Source organism: Pseudomonas sp. Pc102, assembly GCF_018408275.1.
Lineage (GTDB): Bacteria > Pseudomonadota > Gammaproteobacteria > Pseudomonadales > Pseudomonadaceae > Metapseudomonas > Metapseudomonas tohonis.
In genome coordinates this window covers 729,830-751,800 of the sequence record NZ_AP021905.1, presented here as the reverse complement: position 1 = coordinate 751,800, position 21,971 = coordinate 729,830, and the positions used below count along the sequence as shown (strand labels likewise).

Genomic DNA, 21,971 nt, shown 5'->3' with positions numbered 1-21,971 from the left:
CGCATCAAGAAAATGCGACTAATTTTCATTTACTACCGATTCTTCGGTGACCCCATGCCGCCCTCCCACCTCAGCGTGCAACGCCTCTACAGCGACCATCACGGCTGGCTGAAGAACTGGCTGCGCGGCCGCCTCGGCAACGCCGCCGATGCCGCCGACCTGGCCCAGGACACCTTCCTGCGCCTGCTCGCCCGCCGCGAGCAGCTGGAGATCGCCACCCCGCGCGCCTTCCTGCGCACCATCGCGCGGGGGCTGGTGATCGACCACTGGCGCCGCGAGGAGCTGGAGCGCGCCTACAGGGAGTCCCTCGCCCTGCTGCCCGAAGCGGCGACGCCGAGCCTGGAGGAGCGCGAGCTGATCCTCGAGCTGCTGGAGAACATCGCGCGCCTGCTCGATGGCCTGAAGCCGAACGTGCGCACCGCCTTCCTGCTGGCCCGGTGCGAGGGCCTGACCCACGCCCAGGTGGCCGAGCGCATGGGCATTTCCCTGCGCTCGGTGGAACGCCATGTCGCCGATGCCCTGTTCCACTGCTACCAGCTGCGGTTCGCCGAATGAGCGCGTCACGCCAGGCCGATGCACAGGTGGTGCGCCAGGCCATCCACTGGCTGGTGCGCCTGCGTTCCGCCGCGGGCGATGCCGAGCTGCAGCGCGCCTGCGACCACTGGCGTGCCGCCCACCAGGACCACGAGCAGGCCTGGCAGCGCGTGCAGGTATTGGACGATGAGCTCTCCAGCACGCTGAAAGCGGTGCCCGGCGCCGGCACGGTGATGCAGACCCTGGAAACCTCGACGCAGCGCCTGCGTCGGCGCCAGGCCCTGAAGCTGCTGTCGGCGGCCATGGTCAGCGGTTCCGCCCTGTGGCTGGCCCGCGACCTGACGCCCTGGACGCACCTGACCGCCGACTACGGCACCGCCGTCGGCGAGCGCCGCCGCGTGGCGCTGGCCGACGGCACGCGCCTGCACCTGAACACCGACAGCGCGGTGGACCTGCGCTTCGACCAGCACCAGCGCCTGGTGCTCCTGGAGCGTGGCGAGATCCTCGTCGACGGCAGCCATGACGCCACGACGGGCGTCCCGCGCCCCCTGCGCGTGCGCACCCGCCACGGCCTGTTCGAGACCCTGGGCGGCCGCTTCGTGGTGCGCCAGGAGCAGGCCGCCACCCGCCTGAGCGTCGCCGAGGGCACGGTGAGCATCGCCCCGCTGGCCGGCACCGGCGCTGCGGTGGCCGGTGCCGGCCAGCGCTTCGAAGTCGGCGAATACGCCGCCCGAGCGCTGGAGGCGCCGGACATGGACGCGGCCGCCTGGGCCGACGGGTTGATCGTCACCCGAGGCATGCGCCTGGCCGACTTCCTCGCCGAGGTCTCGCGCTACCGCAACGGCCGCCTGGCCTGCAGCGAGGCCATCGCCGACCTGCGCCTCTCCGGCGTGTACCGCCTGGACGACACCGACAAGCTGCTGGAACTGCTGACCCGCACGCTGCCGGTGGAGGTGCACTACCGCACGCGCTGGTGGGTGACGGTGCAGGCCAGGGTTTGACTGCAAGCAGCCTGGTGCAAAAAGCGGGCGAATGAATTCGCCCCTACAGGTGGCAGGCGCGCCGAGGGGCTCGAAACTTTTTTGGCGGGTTTTTCCGCAACGTCCGGCAAGGGGAATGAATCCCATTAACCTTTGCCTTTCACGGAAGCCTTCATGACCGCACCTCGCGCCTCCCGTCTCGCTCTTGCCGTTCGCGGCGCCCTGCTCTCCGCCGCACTGGCCGCCCCGCTGCTGGGCGCGCCGGCCTTCGCCGAGGAAGCCACGAGCGCCGCCAGCCGCAGCTATGCGATCCCCGCCGGGCCGCTGGACGAGGTGCTCAACCGCTTCGCCCGCGAAGCCGGGATCAACCTCTCCGCCACCCCGGAGCAGACCCGTGGCCTGCGATCCCCGGGCTTGAACGGCGCCTGGTCGGTGGACGGCGCGCTGGGCCGCCTGCTCGGCGACACGCCGTTGCAGGCCGAGAACCTGGGCGATGGCAGCTACGTGCTGCGTGAGGTGAAGACCCAGGGCGCGCTGGAGGTGCCCTCGACCCAGGTGTTCGCCCTGGGCAACGCGCTGGGCAGCGAGGAGGGCTACCTGGCCACTCACAGCCAGATCGCCACCAAGACCAGCAAGGCGCTGCTGGAAACCTCGCAGACCGTCTCGGTGGTGACCCGCGAGCAGATCGACGACCAGGGCTCCAAGAGCGTGCAGCAGGCGGTGCGCTACACGCCCGGCATCTTCACCGGCCAGGTGGGCGCCTCGAACCGCTACGACTACATCGTGATGCGCGGCTTCGCCGACAACAGCGTGGACAACGTCTTCCTGGACGGCCTGAAGACCATGGGCGACAGCGGCACCTACAGCTCGCTGCAGGTGGACCCGTACTTCCTCGAACGCATCGACGTGCTCAAGGGGCCGTCCTCGGTGCTCTACGGCCGCAGCCTGCCGGGCGGCCTGGTGGCGCTGACCAGCAAGAAGCCGCTCTACGAGGACTACCACCAGGTGCAGGCCAGCGTGGGCAACATGGGCCAGAGGGGCATGGGCTTCGATTTCAGCGGCCCGCTGGACGAGGACAAGCGCATCGCCTATCGCCTGGTGGGCCTGGGCGAGGGCTCCGACACCCAGTACGAGCACATCAAGGAGGAGCGCTATGCCATCGCGCCGACCCTGTCCATCGACTTCAGCGAAGACACCAGCCTGACCCTGCAGAGCTACCTGCAACACGACCCGAACGGCGGCTACCACGGCGGCGTACCGGCCGAGGGCACCCTGTACCAGCGTGGCGGCCAGCGCATCGGCCGCGACTTCTTCGACGGCGAACCGGGCCTGGAAGCCTTCGACCGCACCCAGCGCATGTTCGGCTACCAGTTGGAGCACCGCTTCGATGAGGTGTGGACCGCGCGGCAGAGCTTCCGCTACCTCAGTTCCGACGTGAGCATGCAGCAGGCGTACGCCTACGGCTGGGCCTCGCCCACCGAGCTGAACCGCTACTACACCGATGCCACCGAGGACCTGAAGGCCTACATCGTCGACAACATGGTCCAGGCCGAATTCGACACCGGCGCCCTGCGCCATACGCTGCTGATGGGCCTGGACTACCAGAAGCGCAAGACCGACGTGACCTGGGGCTCCGCCGCCCTCGCACCGATCGATGCCTTCAACCCGGTGTACGGCAACGATGCCCTGGTGGGCTACGGCCAGACGGAGCACGACCGCCGCCTGGAGCAGACCGGCCTCTACCTGCAGGACCTGGTCGACCTCGGCCAGTGGCGCTTCTCCATCGGCCTGCGCGAGGACTGGGTCGAGGTCTCGGACAAGAACCTGAGCGCCGGCAGCAAGTCGGACGAGCGCCGCAGCAAGTTCACCGGGCGCCTCGGCGCGCTGTACCTGTTCGACAACGGCGTGGCGCCGTACCTCAGCTATTCCGAATCCTTCAACCCCAACGCCTATTCGGACCAGGCCGGCAAGCCACTGGAGCCCACCGAGGGCAAGCAATGGGAGGCCGGGGTGAAGTTCCAGCCGGTGGGCAGCGACAGCCTGTACACCGCCTCGCTGTTCCATATCGTCCAGCAGAACGTCGCCTCCAAGCTGCCGCAGCAGGACTGGTACACCCCGGTGGGCGAAGTGCGCTCCCAAGGCCTGGAGCTGGAGGCCAACACCCAGGTGACCCAGAACCTCAAGGTGCTGGCCAGCTACACCTTCACCGACATCACCTACTCCAGGTCGCTGGACGGCACCCAGGGCAACACGCCGAACCAGGCGCCGCGCCACATGGCGTCCATCTGGGGCGAGTACGGCTTCGACGCCGGCGCCCTGGACGGCCTGCGCACCGGCTTCGGCGCGCGCTACGTCGGCCAGAGCTGGGCGGACAGGGCCAACACCCTGCACGTGCCCTCCTACACCCTGATCGACGCGCTGGTCGGCTATGACCTGGGCAAGGTGGGGCTGGCGGGCATGGACATCAGCCTGAACGCCAACAACCTGCTGGACGAGGACTACATCGCCTCCTGCTACAGCCTGGATTTCTGCTACTTCGGCGAGCAACGCAACGTCACCGCCACCCTCAGCTACCAGTTCTGACCGGCGCCTGGACGGGCCCGCCACCGGGGCGGCCCCGTTCATGTGCGTGACAGACTTATCCACAGGAAAGCGCCCATGCGCCCCGTTATCGTCCTGCTGCACCGCTACCTCGGCCTGGCCACCGCGCTGTTCCTCGCCCTCGCCGGGCTCACCGGCAGCGTGCTGGCCTTCCAGCACGAGATCGACGAATGGCTGAACCCGGCCTTCTACCACGCGCCCGCGCAGGGGCCGCTGCTGTCGCCGGGCGAGCTGGTGCAGCGCATCGAGGGCGCCGAGCCGCGCCTGCAGGTCTGGTACATGGAGGTGCCGGACGAAGCCGGCCACTCGGCGCTGATGGCGGCGGCGCCCCGTACCGACCCGGCCACCGGCGCGCCCTACGACCTGCACCACCGGGTGATCTACCTGGACCCGGTGAGCGGCGCCGAGCTGGGCATGCGCCAGTGGGGGGCGTGCTGCCTGCAGGCGCAGAACGTCATCCCCTTCCTGCTGGAGTTCCACTACACCCTGGCGCTGCCGGGCAACTGGGGGCTGATCCTGATGGGGCTGGTGGCGATCCTCTGGGTCATCGACTGCTTCGCCGGCGCCTGGCTGACCCTGCCCCGTGGGCGGCCCTTCCTGAAGAAATGGTGGACGGCCTGGACGCTGAAGCGCGGTGCCGGACGCTACCGGCGCGACCTCGACCTGCACCGCGCCGGCGGGCTCTGGCTATGGCTGCTGCTCCTGCCGGTGGCGGTGAGCAGCGTGGCGATGAACCTGCCGGAGCCGGTGTTCAAGCCGGTGGTGTCGCTGTTCTCCGAGGCGCCGCCGAGCACCTACCAGCAGCGCAGCCAGATGCCCCGCGAGGCACTGGGGGAGACGCGCCTGGACTACCAGCAGGTGTACCGGCTGGCGCAGGCGGAAGGCGCGCGGCAGGGCATCGAGGGGGGCATCGGCGAGCTGTACTACAGCGTCGAGTACAACTTCTTCGGGGCGGGGTTCGGCGGTCACGACGCCAACCCGCTGGACAAGTCCTGGCTGTTCTTCGATGGAACCGACGGCCGCCTGATCGGCGCGGAGGTCGCCGGGCGCGGCACGCCGGGTGAACGCTTCTACCGGCTGCAGGCACCCATCCACGGTGGGCGCATCGCGGGGTTGCCGGGGCGCATCGTGATCGCGCTGCTGGGGCTGGCCATCGCCGGGCTGAGCGTCACCGGCGTGGTCATCTGGTGGCGCAAGCGGCAGGCCCGGCGCGCCAGTGCGGCCCGCGCCCGCGAGGGGCGGCGAGCCGCTTTCGGTCAGAATTTGTAGCTCAGGCCGAGGGCCGTGCTTTCGTTGTTCTTGTCACGACCGGGCAGGTTGGAGTCCTTGTCCTTGTGCTCGTAGCTGACGGTCATCACCAGGTCCTTGGTGAGCTTGTGACCGAGGGTGACGACGTGCTTGGTCTCGTCCTCTTCCTTGCCGGAGGGGTCGTGCTGGAAGTCGGTGTGACGACGGCTGTAGGCGACGCTGGCGAAGCTGTCCCAGGGCAGCTTGCGGGCGTAGCTGATCTTCCAGCCTTGCTGCTCCTTGTCCTTGTTGCGCTTGTCGTTGTCTTCCACCTTGGGCGAGTAGCTGAGGTCGAAGCTGTCCTTGCCGGTGGGCTTGAAGCGGGTTCCGACCTTGAAGGTGTCGACGTCGATGTCCAGCGGGCTGTCGTTTTCCAGGCCACGGTTCTCGTAGTTGTAGCGGGTGTACAGCTCCAGCACGCGGTTCAGCTTGTGGCTGGCGCCCAGGGACCAGATGGTGCTGGAGAGGTCGTACCGGTGGTCCTTGTAGAGCTGCAGGTAGGTGACGGCGGCGTTGATCTTCAGGCGCCAGGCCGGGATGACGAAGGTGGGGCCGGTGGAGACCGCCCAGGTCTGCCGGTTGAGTTCGTCGCGGTCGTCCTGGCGGGCCTGGGCGATGTTGGCGCCGAGGTTCCAGCGGCTGCCACGGTCGTCGAAGCCGTAGCCGTAGCGCAGGCTGCCGGCGGCCTGCCAGCGGTTGTCGTGGACGGTGGACTTGGGCTTGGCGACCGGGGTGGGCGCGGTGTCGTCGTCTTCCTCGCCGTCGTCGGCCAGGTCGTCCTCGTCCAGGTCGATGTCGTCGAGCAGGTCGTCGAGGCCATCGTCGTCCTCGAAGGCCATGTCGTCCATGTCCTCGTCTTCGTCGTCCTCGTCATCGAACGAGGGGTCCTGGGTCATGCCGGCGCTGGCGTTGGCGGTGTCGGTGTCATGCACCCGGGCCACGGCGACGCGGCCGCCGAAGGTGTGGGCCTTGAGCTTCTTGGCGATGCGCTTGGCCAGCTTGGCGCCTTCCTTGGCCTCCGCGGAGTCGGGGGCGTCCTGCTTGAGCCGCGCCAGTTCGGCCTTGGCGGCCGGGTAGTCGAGGGCGTCGGCATAGACCTTGGCCAGGGCCAGGCGCGCGCGGGGGTGGCTGGCGCTCAGGCTCGGGTCGGCGAGGATGGCGCGGTACTGCTCGGCGGCACTGCCGAGCAAACCCCAGCGGGCACTGCTTTCCGCGTCACGGGCGAGGGTCTGGTAGGGGCTGGCGATGCTGCACAGGGGCAGGCCGGCCAAAAGCAGAATGGCGGTCATTCCGTTGAGTTTCATGGTGGGTTCCGGGAGGACGGTCGATGGAATGGTGGGCAAGCCTATAGAGGCGGTTTGCCACCGTCCAGAGCCCGGCCCGAATGTGATTTTGCATTCACAAAGTCCCGCCCCACGCGGGCTGCAGGCGGGTTCGACAAGCTCAGGCCGGCTGCGGACGAGTGGGTAGCCGGGCGCTGTATTTCATCTCCCGGAAACGAAAAAGGCGCAGCCTGGGGCTGCGCCTTTGTCTGTGCCGGACGGCTCGGCTCAGAACGGGATGTCGTCGTCGAAGCTGTCGTAGTCCGGGGCCGGCTGGGCAGCGGGCTGGGGAGCCGGACGCTGTTCGCGCGGGGCGGACTGTTGCGGCTCGCGCTGCGGACGCGGGGCACGGGGAGCGGAATCGCCATCGTTGCCGGGACGGCCGCCAAGCAGCTGCATCTGGCCGTTGATGTCGACGACGATCTCGGTGGTGTAGCGCTTGACGCCGTCCTTCTCCCATTCGCGGGTGCGCAGGGTGCCTTCGACATAGACTTGCGAGCCCTTGCGCAGGTACTCGCCGGCGATCTCGGCGAGGCGGCCGAAGAACACCACGCGGTGCCATTCGGTACGCTCCTGTTGCTGGCCGGTCTGCTTGTCCTTCCAGCTTTCGCTGGTGGCCAGGGTGACGTTGGTCACGGCGTTGCCGTTGGGCATGTAGCGGACTTCGGGATCGCCGCCGACGTTGCCAACCAGAATGACTTTGTTAACCCCACGGGCCATAACGTTCTCCTAGGCTTCAGCACGTTCGGGCGCCGCATTGATCAGGCGCTCCAGGGACGTGCGGTCCAATTGTTCGGTATCCAACTTGATATAGATGGCGCCTTCTTCGGCCACCACTACGGCATCCGCCACTCCGGGCGTTGCCAGCAATCGCGCCACCAGACCGGCATCGCCGATGGCCGCTGCCGACAAGGGCAGGCGCAGGCTGGTGACATACGGAGGCTCGCGCATAGTAACAGCAATGGCGAGCCAAATCGCACAGATGGCAGCGCATCCGATGAACACGACGGACAGGCCGCCATGCTGGAACATGAAGCCGCCGAGGATGCCGCCAAGGGCCGCGCCGAGGAACTGGCTGGTGGAGTAGACGCCCATGGCGGTGCCCTTGCCGCCGGCCGGGGCGACCTTGCTGATCAGCGACGGCAGCGAGGCTTCCAGCAGGTTGAAGGCGGTGAAGAAGACGATGGTGCCGATGACCAGCGCCTGAAGGGTGTCGCCGAAGGCCCAGAAGAACAGTTCGCAGGCCAGCAGCACGCTGACGGCACCGAGCAGCACGTTCTTCATCCGGCGTTTTTTCTCGCCATAGATGATGAAGGGCACCATGCCGAAGAAGCCCACCAGCAGCGCGGTCAGGTAGACCCACCAGTGCTGCTCCTTGGGCAGGCCGGCCTTCTCCACCAGCGCCAGCGGCAGCGCGACGAAGCTGGCCATGAGCACGGCGTGCAACGCGAGGATGCCGAAGTCCAGGCGCAGCAGGTCGGGGTGCCTGAGGGTGGGCAGCAGCGCCTGCCGGGCGACGCCGGATTCGCGGTGCTGCAGCGGGTGGTCGGCACGCGGCACCACCAGGGCGATGATGACGATGCCCACCAGGGCCATCACGGCGGTCACCCAGAACAGCCCGGAGAGGCCGAAGGCGCGGGTGACCAGGGGGCCGACCACCATGGCGACGGCGAAGGACACGCCGATGCTCATGCCGATCATGGCCATGGCCTTGGTGCGGTGCTGCTCGCGGGTGAGATCGGAGAGCAGCGCCATGACGGCGGCGGAGATGGCACCGGCACCCTGCAACACGCGGCCGGCGATCACGCCCCAGATGGAGTCGGCGTTGGCGGCGAGCACCGCGCCGGCGGCGAAGATCAGCAGGCCGATATAGATGACGGGCAGGCGGCCGATGCGGTCGGAGACGATGCCGAAGGGGATCTGCAGCACCGCCTGGGTCAGGCCGTAGGCGCCGATGGCCAGGCCGATCAGCGCGGGCGTGGCGCCGGCCAGGTCCTGCCCGTAGGTGGCCAGGACCGGCAGCACCATGAACATGCCGAGCATGCGGAAGGCGAACACCAGGGCGAGGCCACTGGCCGCTCGGGTCTCGCGACCGCTCATGCGTTCGGAATGGGAGTCGTGCATAGATTCCTCATGGGAAACGGATACGGGGAAATGCGTCGTGCCCCTCGGCGGCGCACGCACCCGACCCTGGGTGCCCGGCCTGTGCCGGCGCCAAAAAATGTCGCGCATTCTAACAGCCCCGATGGTCTACAGCACAGCCGCGCGCCTTTGCCGCAGAGTGGGCGCGAGCCGTATAATCGCGGGTTTCCGCATGCCAAGCGAGGCTGCAGTGGACAAGATCCTGATCCGTGGGGCACGGACCCACAACCTGAAGAATGTCGATCTCACCCTGCCACGCGACAAGCTGATCGTGATCACCGGTCTGTCCGGTTCCGGCAAGTCGTCGCTGGCCTTCGACACGCTCTACGCCGAGGGCCAGCGCCGCTACGTGGAGTCGCTGTCGGCCTATGCCCGGCAGTTCCTGTCGATGATGGAAAAGCCCGATGTCGACACCATCGAGGGCCTGTCACCGGCCATCTCCATCGAGCAGAAGTCCACCTCGCACAACCCGCGCTCCACCGTGGGCACCATCACCGAGATCTACGACTACCTGCGCCTGCTCTATGCCCGCGCCGGTACGCCGCGCTGCCCGGACCACGACGTGCCGCTGGAGGCGCAGACCGTCAGCCAGATGGTCGACCAGGTGCTGGCGCTGCCCGAGGGCCGCAAGCTGATGCTCCTGGCGCCGGTGATCCGCGAGCGCAAGGGCGAACACCTTGCCGTGTTCGACGAGCTGCGCGCCCAGGGCTTCGTGCGGGCAAGGGTCAACGGCCGCATCTACGAGATGGACGAACTGCCCAAGCTGGACAAGCAGAAGAAGCACTCCATCGATGTGGTGGTGGACCGCTTCAAGGTCCGCGCTGACCTGCAGCAGCGCCTGGCGGAATCCTTCGAGACGGCGATCAACCTCGCCGACGGCATCGCCCTGGTGGCGCCGATGGACGACGAGCCGGGCGATGAGGTGATCTTCTCCGCACGCTTCGCCTGCCCCCATTGCGGCCACTCCATCAGCGAGCTGGAACCCAAGCTGTTCTCCTTCAACAACCCGGCTGGCGCCTGTCCCACCTGCGACGGCCTGGGCGTGAAGCAGTTCTTCGACGCCAAGCGCCTGGTCAATGGCGAGCTGACCCTGGCCGAGGGTGCGATCCGCGGCTGGGACCGGCGCAACGTCTATTACTTCCAGATGCTCGGCTCCCTGGCCGCGCACTACGGCTTCAGCCTGGAGAAGCCCTTCGACGAGCTGCCGGCCGAGGACCAGAAGGCGATCCTCTTCGGCAGCGGCCGCGAGGACGTGGACTTCCGCTACCTCAATGACCGTGGCGACATCGTCAAGCGCTCGCACCCGTTCGAGGGGATCATCCCCAACCTGGAGCGCCGCTACCGCGAGACCGAGTCGAACACCGTGCGCGAGGAGCTGGCCAAGTTCCTCAGCACCCAGCCCTGCCCGGATTGCCGGGGTACCCGCCTGCGCCGCGAGGCGCGCCACGTGTGGGTGGGCGAGAAGACGCTGCCGGCGGTGACCGGCCTGCCGGTGGGCGATGCCGCCGATTATTTCGGCGACCTGAGCCTGCCCGGGCGCAAGGGCGAGATCGCCGACAAGATCCTCAAGGAGATCCGCGAGCGCCTGCAGTTCCTGGTCAACGTCGGCCTGGACTACCTGACCCTGGACCGCAGCGCCGACACCCTCTCCGGTGGCGAGGCGCAGCGCATCCGCCTGGCCAGCCAGATCGGCGCCGGCCTGGTGGGGGTGATGTACATCCTCGACGAGCCCTCGATCGGCCTGCACCAGCGGGACAACGAGCGCCTGCTGGCCACCCTCACCCACCTGCGCAACATCGGCAATACGGTGATAGTGGTGGAGCACGACGAGGACGCCATCCGCCTCGCCGACTATGTGGTCGACATCGGCCCGGGCGCCGGCGTACATGGTGGCCGGATCGTCGCCGAAGGCACGCCGGACGAGGTGATGTCGCACCCCGACTCGCTGACCGGCAAGTACCTGTCGGGCCGGGTGAAGATCGCCGTGCCGGCCAAGCGCACCCCGCGCGACAAGAAGAAGTCGCTGCTGCTCAAGGGCGCGCGTGGCAACAACCTGCAGAACGTCAACCTGGAGATCCCGGTCGGGTTGCTGACCTGCATCACCGGCGTGTCGGGATCGGGCAAGTCGACGCTGATCAACAACACCCTGTTCCCCATCACCGCCACCGCGCTGAACGGTGCCACGACGCTGGAGGCGGCACCGCACGACAGCTTCGACGGGCTGCAGCACCTGGACAAGGTGGTGGACATCGACCAGAGCCCCATCGGTCGGACGCCGCGTTCCAACCCTGCGACCTATACCGGGCTGTTCACGCCGATCCGCGAGCTGTTCGCCGGCGTGGCGGAGTCGCGCTCCCGAGGCTACGGGCCGGGGCGCTTCTCCTTCAATGTGAAGGGGGGCCGCTGCGAGGCCTGCCAGGGCGACGGCGTGATCAAGGTGGAGATGCACTTCCTGCCGGACATCTACGTGCCCTGCGATGTGTGCAAGGGCAAGCGCTACAACCGCGAGACCCTGGAAGTCCGCTACAAGGGCAAGAGCATCACCGAGGTGCTGGACATGACGATCGAGGAGGCGCGCGAGTTCTTCGACGCCGTCCCGGCCATCGCCCGCAAGCTGCAGACGCTGATGGACGTGGGGCTCTCCTACATCCGCCTGGGGCAGTCGGCGACCACGCTGTCCGGTGGCGAGGCGCAGCGGGTGAAGCTGTCCCGCGAGCTGTCCAAGCGCGACACGGGCAAGACGCTGTACATCCTCGACGAGCCGACCACGGGCCTGCACTTCGCGGACATCCAGCAGCTGCTGGACGTGCTGCACCGCCTGCGCGACCACGGCAACACGGTGGTGGTGATCGAACACAACCTGGACGTGATCAAGACGGCCGACTGGCTGGTGGACCTTGGCCCCGAGGGCGGTTCCAAGGGGGGCCAGATCATCGCCACCGGCACGCCGGAAGACGTGGCGAAGATGAAGCAGTCCCACACGGGGCACTTCCTCAAGCCGCTGCTGGAGCGTGATCGCGCCTGAGGGTACGGCAGCAACGAAAGAGCCCCGGCACCGTGAAGGTGGCCGGGGCTTTTTCATGCCGGGATCAAGCGGGCCTGCGTATCGGAGGCCCGCCGTCGGTCAGCCGAGCTGGACGCCCAGCGCCTTGGCGATGCCTTCGCCGTAGGCCACGTCGGCCTTGAAGAAGTACTGCAGCTGGCGCTGCACCACATCCTCGCTGACGCCGGCCATCGCGCCGGCGATGTTGCTGATCAGCAACGCCTTCTGCTCGGCACTCATCAGGCGGAACAGCGCACCGGCATGGCTGTAGTAGTCGCTGTCCTCACGGTGGTCGTGACGGGCAGCGGCACCGCTCAGCGCCAACGGCGGCTCGGCATACTCGGGCGCCTGCTTGGGCGCATTCGCGTAGCTGTTGGGCTCGTAGTTGGGCGCCGCGCCACCGTTGCTGCCGAACGCCATGGCGCCATCGCGCTGGTAGCTGTTCACCGGCGAGCGCGGCGCGTTCACCGGCAGTTGCTGGTGGTTGGTGCCCACGCGGTAGCGGTGTGCATCGGCGTAGGCGAATACGCGCCCTTGCAGCATGCGGTCCGGCGACAGGCCGACGCCGGGCACCATGTTGCTCGGGCCGAAGGTGGCCTGCTCGACCTCGGCGAAGTAGTTGAGCGGGTTGCGGTTGAGCTCGAGCTCGCCCACTTCGATCAGCGGGTATTCCTTCTGCGACCAGGTCTTGGTGACGTCGAAGGGGTTCTCATGATGAGCCTCGGCCTGGGCCTCGCTCATGATCTGGACGCATACGCTCCACTTGGGGAACTCGCCACGCTCGATTGCGTTGAACAGGTCGCGCTGGGCGTAATCGGGGTCGGTCCCGGCCAGGCGGGCCGCTTCGGCCGGGGCCAGGTTCTTGATCCCTTGCTTGGTCTTGTAGTGCCACTTGACCCAGTGACGCTCGCCCTGGGCGTTGATCAGGCTGTAGGTGTGGCTGCCGAAGCCGTGCATGTGACGGTAGCCGTCCGGAATGCCGCGGTCGGAGAACAGGATGGTGATCTGGTGCAGCGCCTCGGGCGAGTGCGACCAGAAGTCCCACATCATTTGCGCGCTCTTGAGGTTGCTTTGCGGGAGGCGCTTCTGGGTGTGGATGAAGTCGGGGAATTTGAGCGGATCGCGGATGAAGAACACCGGCGTGTTGTTGCCTACGATGTCCCAGTTGCCTTCCTCGGTGTAGAACTTCAGGGCGAAGCCACGGGGGTCGCGTTCGGTATCCGCCGAGCCGCGCTCGCCACCCACGGTCGAGAAGCGCAGGAAGGTCGGGGTCTGCTTGCCGACGGCCTCGAACAGCTTGGCGCGGGTGTAGCGGGTGATGTCGCGGGTGACGGTGAAGGTGCCATAGGCACCCGATCCCTTGGCGTGGACGCGGCGCTCGGGGATGTTCTCGCGGTTGAAGTGGGCAAGCTTCTCGATCATGTGGAAGTCGTCGAGCAGCAACGGGCCACGGGGGCCGGCGGAACGGGAATTCTGGTTATCGGCGACGGGGGCACCGGATGCGGTGGTCAGGTAGGTCTTCTTGTCCATCTATAACGTCCTCAACAGATAGTTTCGCGGCGAGCCAACGAGGGAGAGGATGAGGGACGAGGAAGAACAGAGCCAATGCATTAAAAGGAAACGGTCGATAGATAATATCTTTCGATCACGTAGGCCGGAAACGATGAAGTACCTGACGCTACCAGGTGACTCTCCCAGGACGAAAAACCACGGACTCCTGAACGAAAAAACCGGGCACTGGGCCCGGTTTCTTCTTGTAGCGTACGACTTACTCGGCAGCTTCTACCGCTGCGCCGCCGACCGGACGGTCGATCAGCTCAACGTAGGCCATCGGAGCGTTGTCGCCAGCGCGGAAGCCGCACTTCAGGATGCGGAGGTACCCGCCCTGACGGTTGGCGTAGCGCTTGCCCAGATCGTTGAACAGTTTGCCAACGATGGCTTTCGAACGAGTACGGTCGAAGGCCAGACGACGGTTGGCGACGCTGTCTTCCTTGGCCAGGGTGATCAGCGGCTCGGCAACGCGGCGCAGTTCCTTGGCTTTCGGCAGGGTGGTTTTGATCAGTTCGTGCTCGAACAGCGATACCGCCATGTTCTGGAACATGGCCTTGCGGTGTGCGCTGGTGCGGCTGAGGTGACGGCCACTTTTACGATGACGCATGGTTCAATTCCTTACCAAACTCACGTTCGGTGATTACGACGATCAGGCAGTCGCCTTGTCGTCCTTCTTAAGACTTGCCGGCGGCCAGTTGTCGAGGCGCATGCCGAGGGACAGACCACGGGAGGCCAGGACGTCCTTGATCTCGGTCAGGGACTTCTTGCCCAGGTTCGGAGTCTTCAACAGTTCCACTTCGGTGCGCTGGATCAGATCACCGATGTAGTAAATGTTCTCCGCCTTCAGGCAGTTGGCCGAACGTACGGTCAGCTCAAGATCATCAACCGGGCGCAGCAGGATCGGATCGATCTCGTCTTCCTGCTCGACTACTACGGGCTCGCTGTCACCTTTGAGGTCGACGAACGCTGCCAGCTGCTGTTGCAGGATGGTAGCGGCACGACGGATGGCCTCTTCGGGGTCCAGGGTACCGTTGGTTTCCAGGTCAATAACCAGCTTGTCCAGGTTGGTACGCTGCTCGACACGGGCGTTTTCCACGACGTAGGCAACGCGACGGACCGGGCTGAACGAGGAGTCGAGCTGCAAGCGACCGATGCTGCGGCTCTCGTCTTCATCGCTCTGGCGCGCGTCAGCCGGCTCATAGCCGCGACCACGAGCCACCTTGAGCTTCATGTTCAGTGCACCGTTTTCCGCCAGGTTAGCGATCACGTGGTCGCCATTGACGATCTCGACATCATGATCCAGCTGAATATCGGCAGCAGTGACCACGCCCGAACCCTTCTTGACCAGGTTCAGCGTTACTTCGTCACGACCGTGCAGCTTGACAGCCAGACCTTTCAGGTTGAGCAGGATTTCGATGACATCTTCCTGAACACCTTCGATGGCGCTGTACTCATGGAGTACGCCATCGATTTCGGCCTCGACTACTGCACAGCCAGGCATGGAGGACAACAGGATGCGACGCAGCGCGTTGCCCAGGGTATGGCCAAAACCGCGCTCGAGAGGCTCGAGCGTGATCTTGGCGCGGGTCGGACTGACCACCTGCACATCAATGTGACGGGGGGTCAGGAACTCATTTACCGAACTCTGCATGGATGCACCTATTTTCTAGCCCTTACTTGGAGTAGAGCTCGACAATCAGGTTTTCGTTGATGTCGGCGGACAGATCAGTACGTGCCGGAACGCTTTTGAAAACGCCGGACTTCTTCTCGACGTCGACTTCAACCCACTCAACGCGACCGCGTTGGGCGCACAGTTCAAGGGCTTGAACGATACGCAGCTGATTCTTCGACTTCTCGCGGATGGCAACAACGTCACCAGCCTTGACTTGGAAAGACGGTACGTTGACGGTCTGACCATTCACGCTGATGGCTTTGTGCGATACCAGCTGGCGGGACTCGGAGCGGGTAGCACCGAAGCCCATGCGGTACACGACGTTGTCCAGGCGGCACTCGAGGAGTTGCAGCAGGTTCTCGCCGGTAGCGCCCTTACGGCTGGCAGCTTCTTTGTAGTAACCGCTGAACTGACGCTCCAGGACACCGTAGATACGGCGCACTTTCTGCTTCTCGCGCAGCTGGGTGCCGTAGTCGGACAGGCGACCACGACGAGCGCCGTGCTGGCCGGGAGCCGATTCGATGTTGCACTTGGATTCGAGCGCGCGAGCACCACTCTTCAGGAAGAGGTCGGTGCCTTCACGACGGGACAGTTTGCATTTGGGACCAATGTAACGAGCCATTTCTCACTGTCTCCTATTACACGCGACGCTTCTTCGGCGGACGGCACCCGTTATGCGGGATGGGCGTCACGTCGGTGATGCTGGCAATCTTGTAGCCGCAGGCGTTCAGAGCACGCACAGCGGATTCGCGACCCGGGCCCGGGCCCTTGACGTTGACGTCGAGGTTCTTCAGGCCGTATTCCAGGGCAGCTTGACCAGCACGCTCAGCAGCTACCTGGGCAGCGAACGGAGTGCTTTTACGGGAGCCGCGGAAACCGGAACCACCGGAGGTGGCCCAGGACAGGGCGTTACCTTGGCGGTCAGTGATGGTCACGATGGTGTTGTTGAAAGACGCGTGGATGTGGGCGATCCCATCAACCACTGTCTTTTTGACTTTCTTACGGGGACGAGCAGCAGGCTTAGCCATGACTTAGTTCCTGTCGATTCGCGGGCGCAATTACTTGCGGATCGGCTTACGCGGGCCCTTACGGGTACGCGCGTTGGTCTTGGTACGTTGGCCATGAACAGGCAGGCCACGACGATGACGCAGGCCGCGGTAGCACCCCAGGTCCATCAGACGCTTGATGTTCATGTTGATTTCACGACGCAGGTCACCTTCAGTGGTGAGCTTCGCGACTTCGCCACGCAGCTGTTCGATCTGCTCGTCAGAGAGATCCTTGATCTTTGCCGCCGGGTTGACCCCGGTGGTTGCACAGATGTTCTGTGCAGTGGTGCGACCAACACCGTAGATGTAGGTCAGCGAGATAACAGTGTGCTTGTTATCTGGAATGTTGACGCCTGCAATACGGGCCATTCAGTGAAACTCCAGTTGACAGCTACCTACGCCCCGGAAGCCAAGAAATAGGGCGCGCGATATTAACGCTGTAGAAACGAATAATCAACCCGGCAGCGCACTAGCTGCCGGGCTCATAACGCGTGAATCACACTCAGCCTTGGCGCTGTTTGTGACGCGGTTCCGCGCTGCAGATCACGCGAACAACACCTTCGCGGCGAACGATCTTGCAGTTGCGGCACAGCTTTTTCACCGATGCACGAACTTTCATCAGTAACTCCTAGAACCTTACGGAACTGCGTCAGCGGAGCATTCCGCCGCCGTAGCCCTTCAGGTTGGCTTTCTTCATCAGGGATTCGTACTGGTGCGAAACGAGGTGGGATTGCACTTGGGCCATAAAGTCCATGACAACCACAACAACGATCAGCAACGAGGTCCCGCCAAGGTAGAACGGAACGTTGGCTGCGACCACAAGGAACTGCGGAAGCAGGCAAACAGCCGTCATGTACAGAGCACCGAACATGGTCAAGCGGGTCAGTACGCCATCGATATAGCGCGCGGACTGCTCACCAGGACGGATACCCGGAATAAAGGCACCGGACTTCTTCAGGTTTTCCGCCACGTCTTTCGGATTGAACATCAACGCTGTGTAGAAGAAGCAGAAGAAAACGATCCCTGCACTAAACAGCAGAATGTTCAAAGGCTGACCGGGGGCGATCGCCTGCGAAAGGTCCTGGAGCCAGCCCATTTTATCGGACTGACCGAACCATGCCCCCAGCGACGCCGGGAACAGCAGGATGCTGCTGGCGAAGATGGCCGGGATCACGCCCGCCATGTTCACCTTGAGCGGCAGGTGGCTGGTCTGCGCAGCGAAGACCTTGCGGCCCTGCTGACGCTTGGCGTAGTGCACCGCGATGCGACGCTGGCCACGCTCAATGAACACCACGAAACCGATGATCGCTACCGCCAGCAAACCGATGGCGACGAGGGCGAAGATGTTGATATCGCCCTGGCGTGCAGACTCGAAAGACTGCCCGATCGCTCTCGGAAGACCGGCAACGATGCCTGCAAAGATCAGCATCGAGATACCGTTGCCAACACCGCGCTCCGTGATCTGCTCGCCCAGCCACATCATGAACATCGCACCAGCCACGAAGGTGGTGACGGCCACGAAGTAGAAGCCGAAATCAGTCGAGAATGCGACGCCCTGACTGGCGAGGCCGACGGACATGCCGACTGCCTGCACCAGCGCCAGGACTACAGTGCCGTAGCGGGTGTACTGGCTAATCTTGCGACGGCCAGCTTCACCTTCCTTCTTCAACTGCTCCAGCTGCGGGCTGATAGCGGTCATGAGCTGCATGATGATCGACGCCGAGATGTACGGCATGATCCCCAGTGCAAAAATGCTCATGCGCTCCAGCGCGCCGCCGGAAAACATGTTGAACAGGCTAAGAATGGTCCCCTCGTTCTGCCGGAACAGCTCGGCCAGCCGGTCTGGGTTTATCCCGGGCACTGGAATGTGCGCGCCAATCCGGTAGACGATGATCGCCAGGAACAGGAAACGCAGTCGAGCCCAGAGCTCGGATAACCCGCCATTGCTGAGCGCGGAGAGAGCACCTTGCTTAGCCATTTAGTCCTCGAACTTACCGCCAGCTGCTTCGATAGCCGCACGCGCACCCTTGGTGGCGGCGATACCTTTCAGGGTGACCGCGCGAGTAACGTCGCCCGACAGCATGATTTTCACACGCTGTACGTTCTGGTTAATCACGTTGGCATCCTTCAGCGACTGCAGAGTGACGACATCGCCTTCAACCTTGGCCAGCTCGGAAGTGCGCACTTCTGCGCGATCCATGGCCTTCAGGGAAACGAAGCCGAACTTCGGCAGACGACGATGCAGCGGCTGCTGGCCGCCCTCGAAGCCCGGAGCGATGGTGCCACCGGAGCGGGAGGTCTGACCTTTGTGACCACGGCCACCAGTCTTGCCCAAGCCGCTGCCGATACCACGGCCCGGACGGTGCTTCTCGCGACGGGCACCCGGCGCGGAACGCAGATCGTTCAGTTTCATGGATTAACCCTCGACGCGCAGAAGGTAGTAAGCCTTGTTGATCATGCCGCGATTTTCAGGGGTGTCCTGAACTTCGACGGTGTGACCAATGCGACGCAGGCCGAGGCCCTTGACGCAAGCTTTGTGGTTAGCCAGACGGCCGTTAACGCTCTTGATCAGCGTTACTTTGACAGTTGCCATGATTAGAGAATCTCCTCGACGCTCTTACCACGCTTGGCTGCAACGGACTCCGGGGACTGCATGTTCTTCAGACCCTTGAAGGTGGCGTAAACCACGTTCACCGGATTGGTCGAGCCATAGCATTTGGCCAGAACGTTCTGCACACCAGCCACTTCCAGAACGGCACGCATGGCGCCGCCGGCGATGATACCGGTACCTTCGGAAGCCGGCTGCATGTACACCTTGGAGGCGCCATGGGCGGACTTGACGGGGTACTGCAGGGTCGAACCGTTCAGGTCTACCTGGATCATGTTGCGGCGAGCGGCTTCCATCGCTTTCTGGATAGCAGCCGGCACTTCGCGGGACTTGCCACGACCGAAACCAACACGACCTTTACCGTCACCCACCACGGTCAGCGCGGTGAAGGTGAAGATACGGCCGCCCTTTACGGTCTTGGCAACACGGTTAACCTGGACCAGCTTCTCGATGTAGCCTTCGTCGCGCTTTTGCTCGTTATTTGCCATAACTTAGAACTCCAGCCCGCCTTCACGAGCAGCATCAGCCAGCGCCTTGACGCGGCCGTGGTACTTGAAGCCAGAACGATCGAACGCCACCTGAGTGACACCAGCTGCTTTCGCACGCTCGGCAACCAGCTGACCAACCTTCTTGGCGGCGTCGACGTTGCCGGTGGCGCCGTCACGCAGTTCTTTGTCCAGGGTCGAGGCAGTGGCCAGAACCTTGGCGCCGTCGGCCGAAATGACCTGGGCGTAGATGTGCTGGGAAGAGCGATACACGCAGAGGCGTACGGTTTCCAGCTCGCGCATTTTCAGGCGTGCCTTGCGAGCGCGACGCAGACGAGTTTCTTTCTTTACGCTCATTTGCTATGCCCTACTTCTTCTTAGCTTCTTTACGACGGACGACTTCGTCGGCGTAACGCACACCTTTGCCTTTGTAAGGCTCCGGCGGACGGAAGTCGCGAATTTCGGCCGCCACCTGACCAACCAGCTGCTTGTCGATACCCTTGATCAGGATGTCGGTCTGGCTGGGGGTTTCGGCGGTGACGCCTTGCGGCAGTTCGTAATCCACCGGGTGCGAGAAGCCGAGAGCCAGGGACAGCACTTGACCTTTGGCTTGCGCCTTGTAGCCAACGCCTACCAGCTGGAGCTTGCGCTCGAAGCCTTGGCTGACGCCAACTACCATGTTGTTGACCAGCGCACGGGTGGTACCGGCCATGGCACGGTTCTGCTGGTCGCCGTTGCGAGCAGCGAAACGCAGCTCACCAGCTTCCTGCAGCACTTCCACGGACGGGTGCACGTTCAGTTCGAGAGCACCCTTGGCACCCTTCACCGAGAGCTGCTGACCGGCGATCTTGATTTCGACGCCAGCGGGCAGCTTGACGGGGTTCTTAGCAACGCGAGACATGCTTATCCCCCCTTAGAACACAGTGCAAAGCACTTCGCCACCAACGCCAGCAGCGCGAGCAGCACGATCAGTCATCACACCTTTGTTGGTGGAAACGATCGATACGCCCAGGCCGCCACGAACTTTCGGCAGCTGATCGACGGATTTGTACTGGCGCAGGCCAGGACGACTTACGCGCTTGAGTTCCTCGATGACCGGACGGCCTTCGAAGTACTTCAGCTCGATGGACAGCAGAGGTTTGATATCGCTGCTGATCTGGTATCCCGAGATGTAACCTTCGTTCTTGAGAACGCTGGCTACCGCCACCTTCAGTTTGGAGGACGGCATGCTTACGACAGACTTTTCAGCCATCTGGGCATTACGGATACGAGTTAGCATGTCCGCTAACGGGTCCTGCATACTCATGGGCTAGTTGCTCCTAAATACAAAAGAAATAGCCTTGCGACTAGAATCGCGACAGAGCGCAGGCGAATTAAGGCCTGACTCCGGCGAGCCGAATATTCTAGAGACGGATCAAAAACGAATCAAGCCCCAAAAGGGGCTTGATTTGATACCACTCGGCGGATGCCGGAGCTTGTGCCCCGACACCCACAGCGACATTACCAGCTGGCCTTGACCAGGCCGGGAACGTCACCGCGCATAGCGGCTTCGCGCAGCTTGTTACGGCCGAGGCCGAACTTGCGGTACACACCGTGCGGACGACCGGTGATGCGGCAGCGGTTACGCAGGCGCGAGGCGCTGGCGTCACGAGGCTGCTTCTGCAGAGCTACCTGAGCTTCCCAACGCGCTTCCGGAGTGGAGTTGGGGTTGGCAATGATAGCTTTCAGCTCAGCGCGCTTCTTAGCGAACTTAGCAACCGTTTGCTGACGCTTCAGCTCACGGTTTTTCATGCTCTGTTTGGCCATGTTCCTACTCCAATCAGTTGCGGAACGGGAAGTTGAAGGCGCGCAGCAGGGCACGACCTTCATCATCGTTACGGGCAGTGGTGGTCAGGGTGATATCCAGGCCACGCAGCGCATCGATCTTGTCGTAATCGATTTCCGGGAAGATGATCTGCTCTTTCACGCCCATGCTGTAGTTGCCACGACCATCGAAGGACTTGGCATTCAGACCGCGGAAGTCACGCACGCGGGGCAGGGAGATAGCCAGCAGGCGATCCAGGAACTCGTACATACGATCGCGACGCAGGGTCACCTTGACACCGATCGGCCAACCTTCACGGACTTTGAAGCCCGCTACGGATTTCTTGGCGTAGGTCACGACGACCTTCTGACCAGTGATCTTCTCAAGATCAGCTACAGCGTGTTCGATGACTTTCTTGTCACCGATCGCTTCGCCCAGACCCATGTTCAGGGTGATCTTGGTAATGCGCGGAACTTCCATCACGTTGGAAAGCTGAAGCTCTTCTTTCAGCTTGGGCGCGATTTCTTTCCGGTAAATCTCTTTTAGTCGTGCCATGGTCTTCTACCTAGCAGTGCTCAAGCATCAACCGCTTTTTGGGTCGACTTGAAGACACGAATTTTCTTACCGTCTTCGACTTTGAAACCAACGCGGTCAGCCTTGTTGGTTTCAGCATTGAAGATGGCGACGTTGGAGACGTGCAGAGGCGCCTCCTTCTCGACGATACCGCCCTGTACACCGGACATGGGGTTCGGCTTGGTGTGGCGCTTCACCAGGTTGATCCCACCAACGACCAGACGGTCGTCAGTGAGAACCTTGAGCACCTTGCCACGCTTGCCCTTGTCTTTGCCGGCGATGACGATGATCTCGTCGTCACGACGAATCTTTTGCATGACGGC

25 protein-coding genes are annotated in these 21,971 nt (G+C 63.9%); 5 read left to right on the top strand and 20 right to left on the bottom strand.

The window, feature by feature from the left end; genetic code table 11:
• The first annotated feature begins 54 nt into the window (after positions 1–54).
• The 4 genes from PHLH3_RS03565 to PHLH3_RS03550 all read left to right on the top strand — a co-directional run bounded on the left by PHLH3_RS03565 (position 55) and on the right by PHLH3_RS03550 (position 5,384).
• Positions 55–555, top strand: a complete 501-nt coding sequence (locus PHLH3_RS03565; RefSeq protein WP_213628221.1) for a sigma-70 family RNA polymerase sigma factor — start codon at positions 55–57, stop codon at positions 553–555.
• Positions 552–1,535, top strand: coding sequence for a FecR family protein (locus tag PHLH3_RS03560; protein WP_213628220.1), 984 nt, complete (start codon positions 552–554; stop codon positions 1,533–1,535). The genes PHLH3_RS03565 and PHLH3_RS03560 overlap by 4 nt, the downstream gene beginning before the upstream one ends.
• Before the next feature lie 153 nt (positions 1,536–1,688).
• Positions 1,689–4,097, top strand: coding sequence for a TonB-dependent siderophore receptor (locus PHLH3_RS03555; RefSeq protein WP_213628219.1), 2,409 nt, complete (start codon positions 1,689–1,691; stop codon positions 4,095–4,097).
• A 75-nt stretch (positions 4,098–4,172) separates the two neighbouring features.
• The gene (locus PHLH3_RS03550; RefSeq protein ID WP_213628218.1) at positions 4,173–5,384 is read left to right on the top strand and encodes a PepSY domain-containing protein; all 1,212 of its coding nucleotides are present in this window, start codon (positions 4,173–4,175) and stop codon (positions 5,382–5,384) included.
• Here the strand turns inward: PHLH3_RS03550 and PHLH3_RS03545 are convergent.
• From PHLH3_RS03545 to PHLH3_RS03535, 3 genes are all read right to left on the bottom strand, one after another.
• Positions 5,372–6,706, bottom strand: coding sequence for a hypothetical protein (locus PHLH3_RS03545; protein WP_213628217.1), 1,335 nt, complete (start codon positions 6,704–6,706; stop codon positions 5,372–5,374). The two genes, PHLH3_RS03550 and PHLH3_RS03545, sit on opposite strands and share 13 nt — an antisense overlap.
• A 246-nt stretch (positions 6,707–6,952) precedes the next feature.
• On the bottom strand, positions 6,953–7,444 hold the full coding sequence (locus tag PHLH3_RS03540; RefSeq protein ID WP_173178835.1) for a single-stranded DNA-binding protein: 492 nt from the start codon (positions 7,442–7,444) through the stop codon (positions 6,953–6,955).
• 9 nt (positions 7,445–7,453) lie between these two features.
• Positions 7,454–8,848 carry an MFS transporter gene (locus PHLH3_RS03535; protein ID WP_173178834.1) on the bottom strand — a complete coding sequence of 465 codons (1,395 nt, stop codon included), beginning with the start codon at positions 8,846–8,848 and terminating at the stop codon, positions 7,454–7,456.
• A gap of 208 nt (positions 8,849–9,056) precedes the next feature.
• Here PHLH3_RS03535 and uvrA point away from each other — a divergent pair, with 208 nt between their 5' ends.
• Entirely contained in the window at positions 9,057–11,891 is a 2,835-nt protein-coding gene (gene uvrA, locus PHLH3_RS03530) for an excinuclease ABC subunit UvrA (protein WP_213628216.1), read from the top strand.
• Positions 11,892–11,990: 99 nt separating this feature from the next.
• Here the strand turns inward: uvrA and PHLH3_RS03525 are convergent, their stop codons facing one another.
• The 17 genes from PHLH3_RS03525 to rplX form a co-directional block, all read right to left on the bottom strand.
• Positions 11,991–13,439: a catalase gene (locus PHLH3_RS03525; protein ID WP_213628215.1), complete on the bottom strand. Its 1,449-nt coding sequence runs from the start codon at positions 13,437–13,439 to the stop codon at positions 11,991–11,993.
• 238 nt (positions 13,440–13,677) lie between these two features.
• The gene (gene rplQ / locus PHLH3_RS03520) at positions 13,678–14,067 is read right to left on the bottom strand and encodes a 50S ribosomal protein L17 (protein WP_021219611.1); all 390 of its coding nucleotides are present in this window, start codon (positions 14,065–14,067) and stop codon (positions 13,678–13,680) included.
• Between the two features lie 42 nt (positions 14,068–14,109).
• Positions 14,110–15,111, bottom strand: coding sequence for a DNA-directed RNA polymerase subunit alpha (gene rpoA / locus PHLH3_RS03515; protein WP_021219610.1), 1,002 nt, complete (start codon positions 15,109–15,111; stop codon positions 14,110–14,112).
• A gap of 22 nt (positions 15,112–15,133) precedes the next feature.
• Positions 15,134–15,754: a 30S ribosomal protein S4 gene (rpsD, locus tag PHLH3_RS03510; RefSeq protein ID WP_111261948.1), complete on the bottom strand. Its 621-nt coding sequence runs from the start codon at positions 15,752–15,754 to the stop codon at positions 15,134–15,136.
• A 16-nt stretch (positions 15,755–15,770) separates the two neighbouring features.
• The gene (gene rpsK, locus PHLH3_RS03505) at positions 15,771–16,160 is read right to left on the bottom strand and encodes a 30S ribosomal protein S11 (RefSeq protein ID WP_003093689.1); all 390 of its coding nucleotides are present in this window, start codon (positions 16,158–16,160) and stop codon (positions 15,771–15,773) included.
• A 30-nt stretch (positions 16,161–16,190) separates the two neighbouring features.
• Positions 16,191–16,547, bottom strand: a complete 357-nt coding sequence (gene rpsM / locus PHLH3_RS03500) for a 30S ribosomal protein S13 (RefSeq protein ID WP_111261949.1) — start codon at positions 16,545–16,547, stop codon at positions 16,191–16,193.
• Between the two features lie 133 nt (positions 16,548–16,680).
• Entirely contained in the window at positions 16,681–16,797 is a 117-nt protein-coding gene (gene rpmJ, locus PHLH3_RS03495; protein ID WP_014854209.1) for a 50S ribosomal protein L36, read from the bottom strand.
• 30 nt (positions 16,798–16,827) lie between these two features.
• The gene (gene secY / locus PHLH3_RS03490) at positions 16,828–18,156 is read right to left on the bottom strand and encodes a preprotein translocase subunit SecY (RefSeq protein ID WP_111261950.1); all 1,329 of its coding nucleotides are present in this window, start codon (positions 18,154–18,156) and stop codon (positions 16,828–16,830) included.
• Positions 18,157–18,591: a 50S ribosomal protein L15 gene (rplO, locus tag PHLH3_RS03485; protein WP_111261951.1), complete on the bottom strand. Its 435-nt coding sequence runs from the start codon at positions 18,589–18,591 to the stop codon at positions 18,157–18,159.
• Between the two features lie 3 nt (positions 18,592–18,594).
• Positions 18,595–18,771, bottom strand: a complete 177-nt coding sequence (rpmD, locus tag PHLH3_RS03480) for a 50S ribosomal protein L30 (protein ID WP_016490545.1) — start codon at positions 18,769–18,771, stop codon at positions 18,595–18,597.
• Positions 18,772–18,773: 2 nt separating this feature from the next.
• Positions 18,774–19,274 (bottom strand): 30S ribosomal protein S5, encoded by a 501-nt coding sequence (rpsE, locus tag PHLH3_RS03475; RefSeq protein WP_111261952.1) that lies wholly within the window; start codon positions 19,272–19,274, stop codon positions 18,774–18,776.
• A 3-nt stretch (positions 19,275–19,277) separates the two neighbouring features.
• Entirely contained in the window at positions 19,278–19,628 is a 351-nt protein-coding gene (rplR, locus tag PHLH3_RS03470) for a 50S ribosomal protein L18 (RefSeq protein ID WP_021219603.1), read from the bottom strand.
• 10 nt (positions 19,629–19,638) lie between these two features.
• Entirely contained in the window at positions 19,639–20,172 is a 534-nt protein-coding gene (gene rplF / locus PHLH3_RS03465; protein ID WP_021219602.1) for a 50S ribosomal protein L6, read from the bottom strand.
• 12 nt (positions 20,173–20,184) lie between these two features.
• A complete protein-coding gene (rpsH, locus tag PHLH3_RS03460; protein WP_111261953.1) occupies positions 20,185–20,577 on the bottom strand; it encodes a 30S ribosomal protein S8 in 393 nt (130 codons plus the stop codon).
• 194 nt (positions 20,578–20,771) lie between these two features.
• A complete protein-coding gene (gene rpsN / locus PHLH3_RS03455; RefSeq protein WP_111261954.1) occupies positions 20,772–21,077 on the bottom strand; it encodes a 30S ribosomal protein S14 in 306 nt (101 codons plus the stop codon).
• A gap of 13 nt (positions 21,078–21,090) precedes the next feature.
• Positions 21,091–21,630 (bottom strand): 50S ribosomal protein L5, encoded by a 540-nt coding sequence (gene rplE / locus PHLH3_RS03450; protein WP_021219599.1) that lies wholly within the window; start codon positions 21,628–21,630, stop codon positions 21,091–21,093.
• A 20-nt stretch (positions 21,631–21,650) separates the two neighbouring features.
• On the bottom strand, positions 21,651–21,965 hold the full coding sequence (gene rplX / locus PHLH3_RS03445; RefSeq protein ID WP_021219598.1) for a 50S ribosomal protein L24: 315 nt from the start codon (positions 21,963–21,965) through the stop codon (positions 21,651–21,653).
• Between the last annotated feature and the right edge of the window lie 6 nt (positions 21,966–21,971).

Coding starts and splice junctions, on each gene's coding strand:
- PHLH3_RS03565 (WP_213628221.1), top strand. CDS start 55: ATGCCGCCCTCCCACCTCAGCGTGCAACGCCTCTACAGCGACCATCAC.
- PHLH3_RS03560 (WP_213628220.1), top strand. CDS start 552: ATGAGCGCGTCACGCCAGGCCGATGCACAGGTGGTGCGCCAGGCCATC.
- PHLH3_RS03555 (WP_213628219.1), top strand. CDS start 1,689: ATGACCGCACCTCGCGCCTCCCGTCTCGCTCTTGCCGTTCGCGGCGCC.
- PHLH3_RS03550 (WP_213628218.1), top strand. CDS start 4,173: ATGCGCCCCGTTATCGTCCTGCTGCACCGCTACCTCGGCCTGGCCACC.
- PHLH3_RS03545 (WP_213628217.1), bottom strand. CDS start 6,706: ATGAAACTCAACGGAATGACCGCCATTCTGCTTTTGGCCGGCCTGCCC.
- PHLH3_RS03540 (WP_173178835.1), bottom strand. CDS start 7,444: ATGGCCCGTGGGGTTAACAAAGTCATTCTGGTTGGCAACGTCGGCGGC.
- PHLH3_RS03535 (WP_173178834.1), bottom strand. CDS start 8,848: ATGCACGACTCCCATTCCGAACGCATGAGCGGTCGCGAGACCCGAGCG.
- PHLH3_RS03525 (WP_213628215.1), bottom strand. CDS start 13,439: ATGGACAAGAAGACCTACCTGACCACCGCATCCGGTGCCCCCGTCGCC.
- rplQ (WP_021219611.1), bottom strand. CDS start 14,067: ATGCGTCATCGTAAAAGTGGCCGTCACCTCAGCCGCACCAGCGCACAC.
- rpoA (WP_021219610.1), bottom strand. CDS start 15,111: ATGCAGAGTTCGGTAAATGAGTTCCTGACCCCCCGTCACATTGATGTG.
- rpsD (WP_111261948.1), bottom strand. CDS start 15,754: ATGGCTCGTTACATTGGTCCCAAATGCAAACTGTCCCGTCGTGAAGGC.
- rpsK (WP_003093689.1), bottom strand. CDS start 16,160: ATGGCTAAGCCTGCTGCTCGTCCCCGTAAGAAAGTCAAAAAGACAGTG.
- rpsM (WP_111261949.1), bottom strand. CDS start 16,547: ATGGCCCGTATTGCAGGCGTCAACATTCCAGATAACAAGCACACTGTT.
- rpmJ (WP_014854209.1), bottom strand. CDS start 16,797: ATGAAAGTTCGTGCATCGGTGAAAAAGCTGTGCCGCAACTGCAAGATC.
- secY (WP_111261950.1), bottom strand. CDS start 18,156: ATGGCTAAGCAAGGTGCTCTCTCCGCGCTCAGCAATGGCGGGTTATCC.
- rplO (WP_111261951.1), bottom strand. CDS start 18,591: ATGAAACTGAACGATCTGCGTTCCGCGCCGGGTGCCCGTCGCGAGAAG.
- rpmD (WP_016490545.1), bottom strand. CDS start 18,771: ATGGCAACTGTCAAAGTAACGCTGATCAAGAGCGTTAACGGCCGTCTG.
- rpsE (WP_111261952.1), bottom strand. CDS start 19,274: ATGGCAAATAACGAGCAAAAGCGCGACGAAGGCTACATCGAGAAGCTG.
- rplR (WP_021219603.1), bottom strand. CDS start 19,628: ATGAGCGTAAAGAAAGAAACTCGTCTGCGTCGCGCTCGCAAGGCACGC.
- rplF (WP_021219602.1), bottom strand. CDS start 20,172: ATGTCTCGCGTTGCTAAGAACCCCGTCAAGCTGCCCGCTGGCGTCGAA.
- rpsH (WP_111261953.1), bottom strand. CDS start 20,577: ATGAGTATGCAGGACCCGTTAGCGGACATGCTAACTCGTATCCGTAAT.
- rpsN (WP_111261954.1), bottom strand. CDS start 21,077: ATGGCCAAACAGAGCATGAAAAACCGTGAGCTGAAGCGTCAGCAAACG.
- rplE (WP_021219599.1), bottom strand. CDS start 21,630: ATGGCACGACTAAAAGAGATTTACCGGAAAGAAATCGCGCCCAAGCTG.
- rplX (WP_021219598.1), bottom strand. CDS start 21,965: ATGCAAAAGATTCGTCGTGACGACGAGATCATCGTCATCGCCGGCAAA.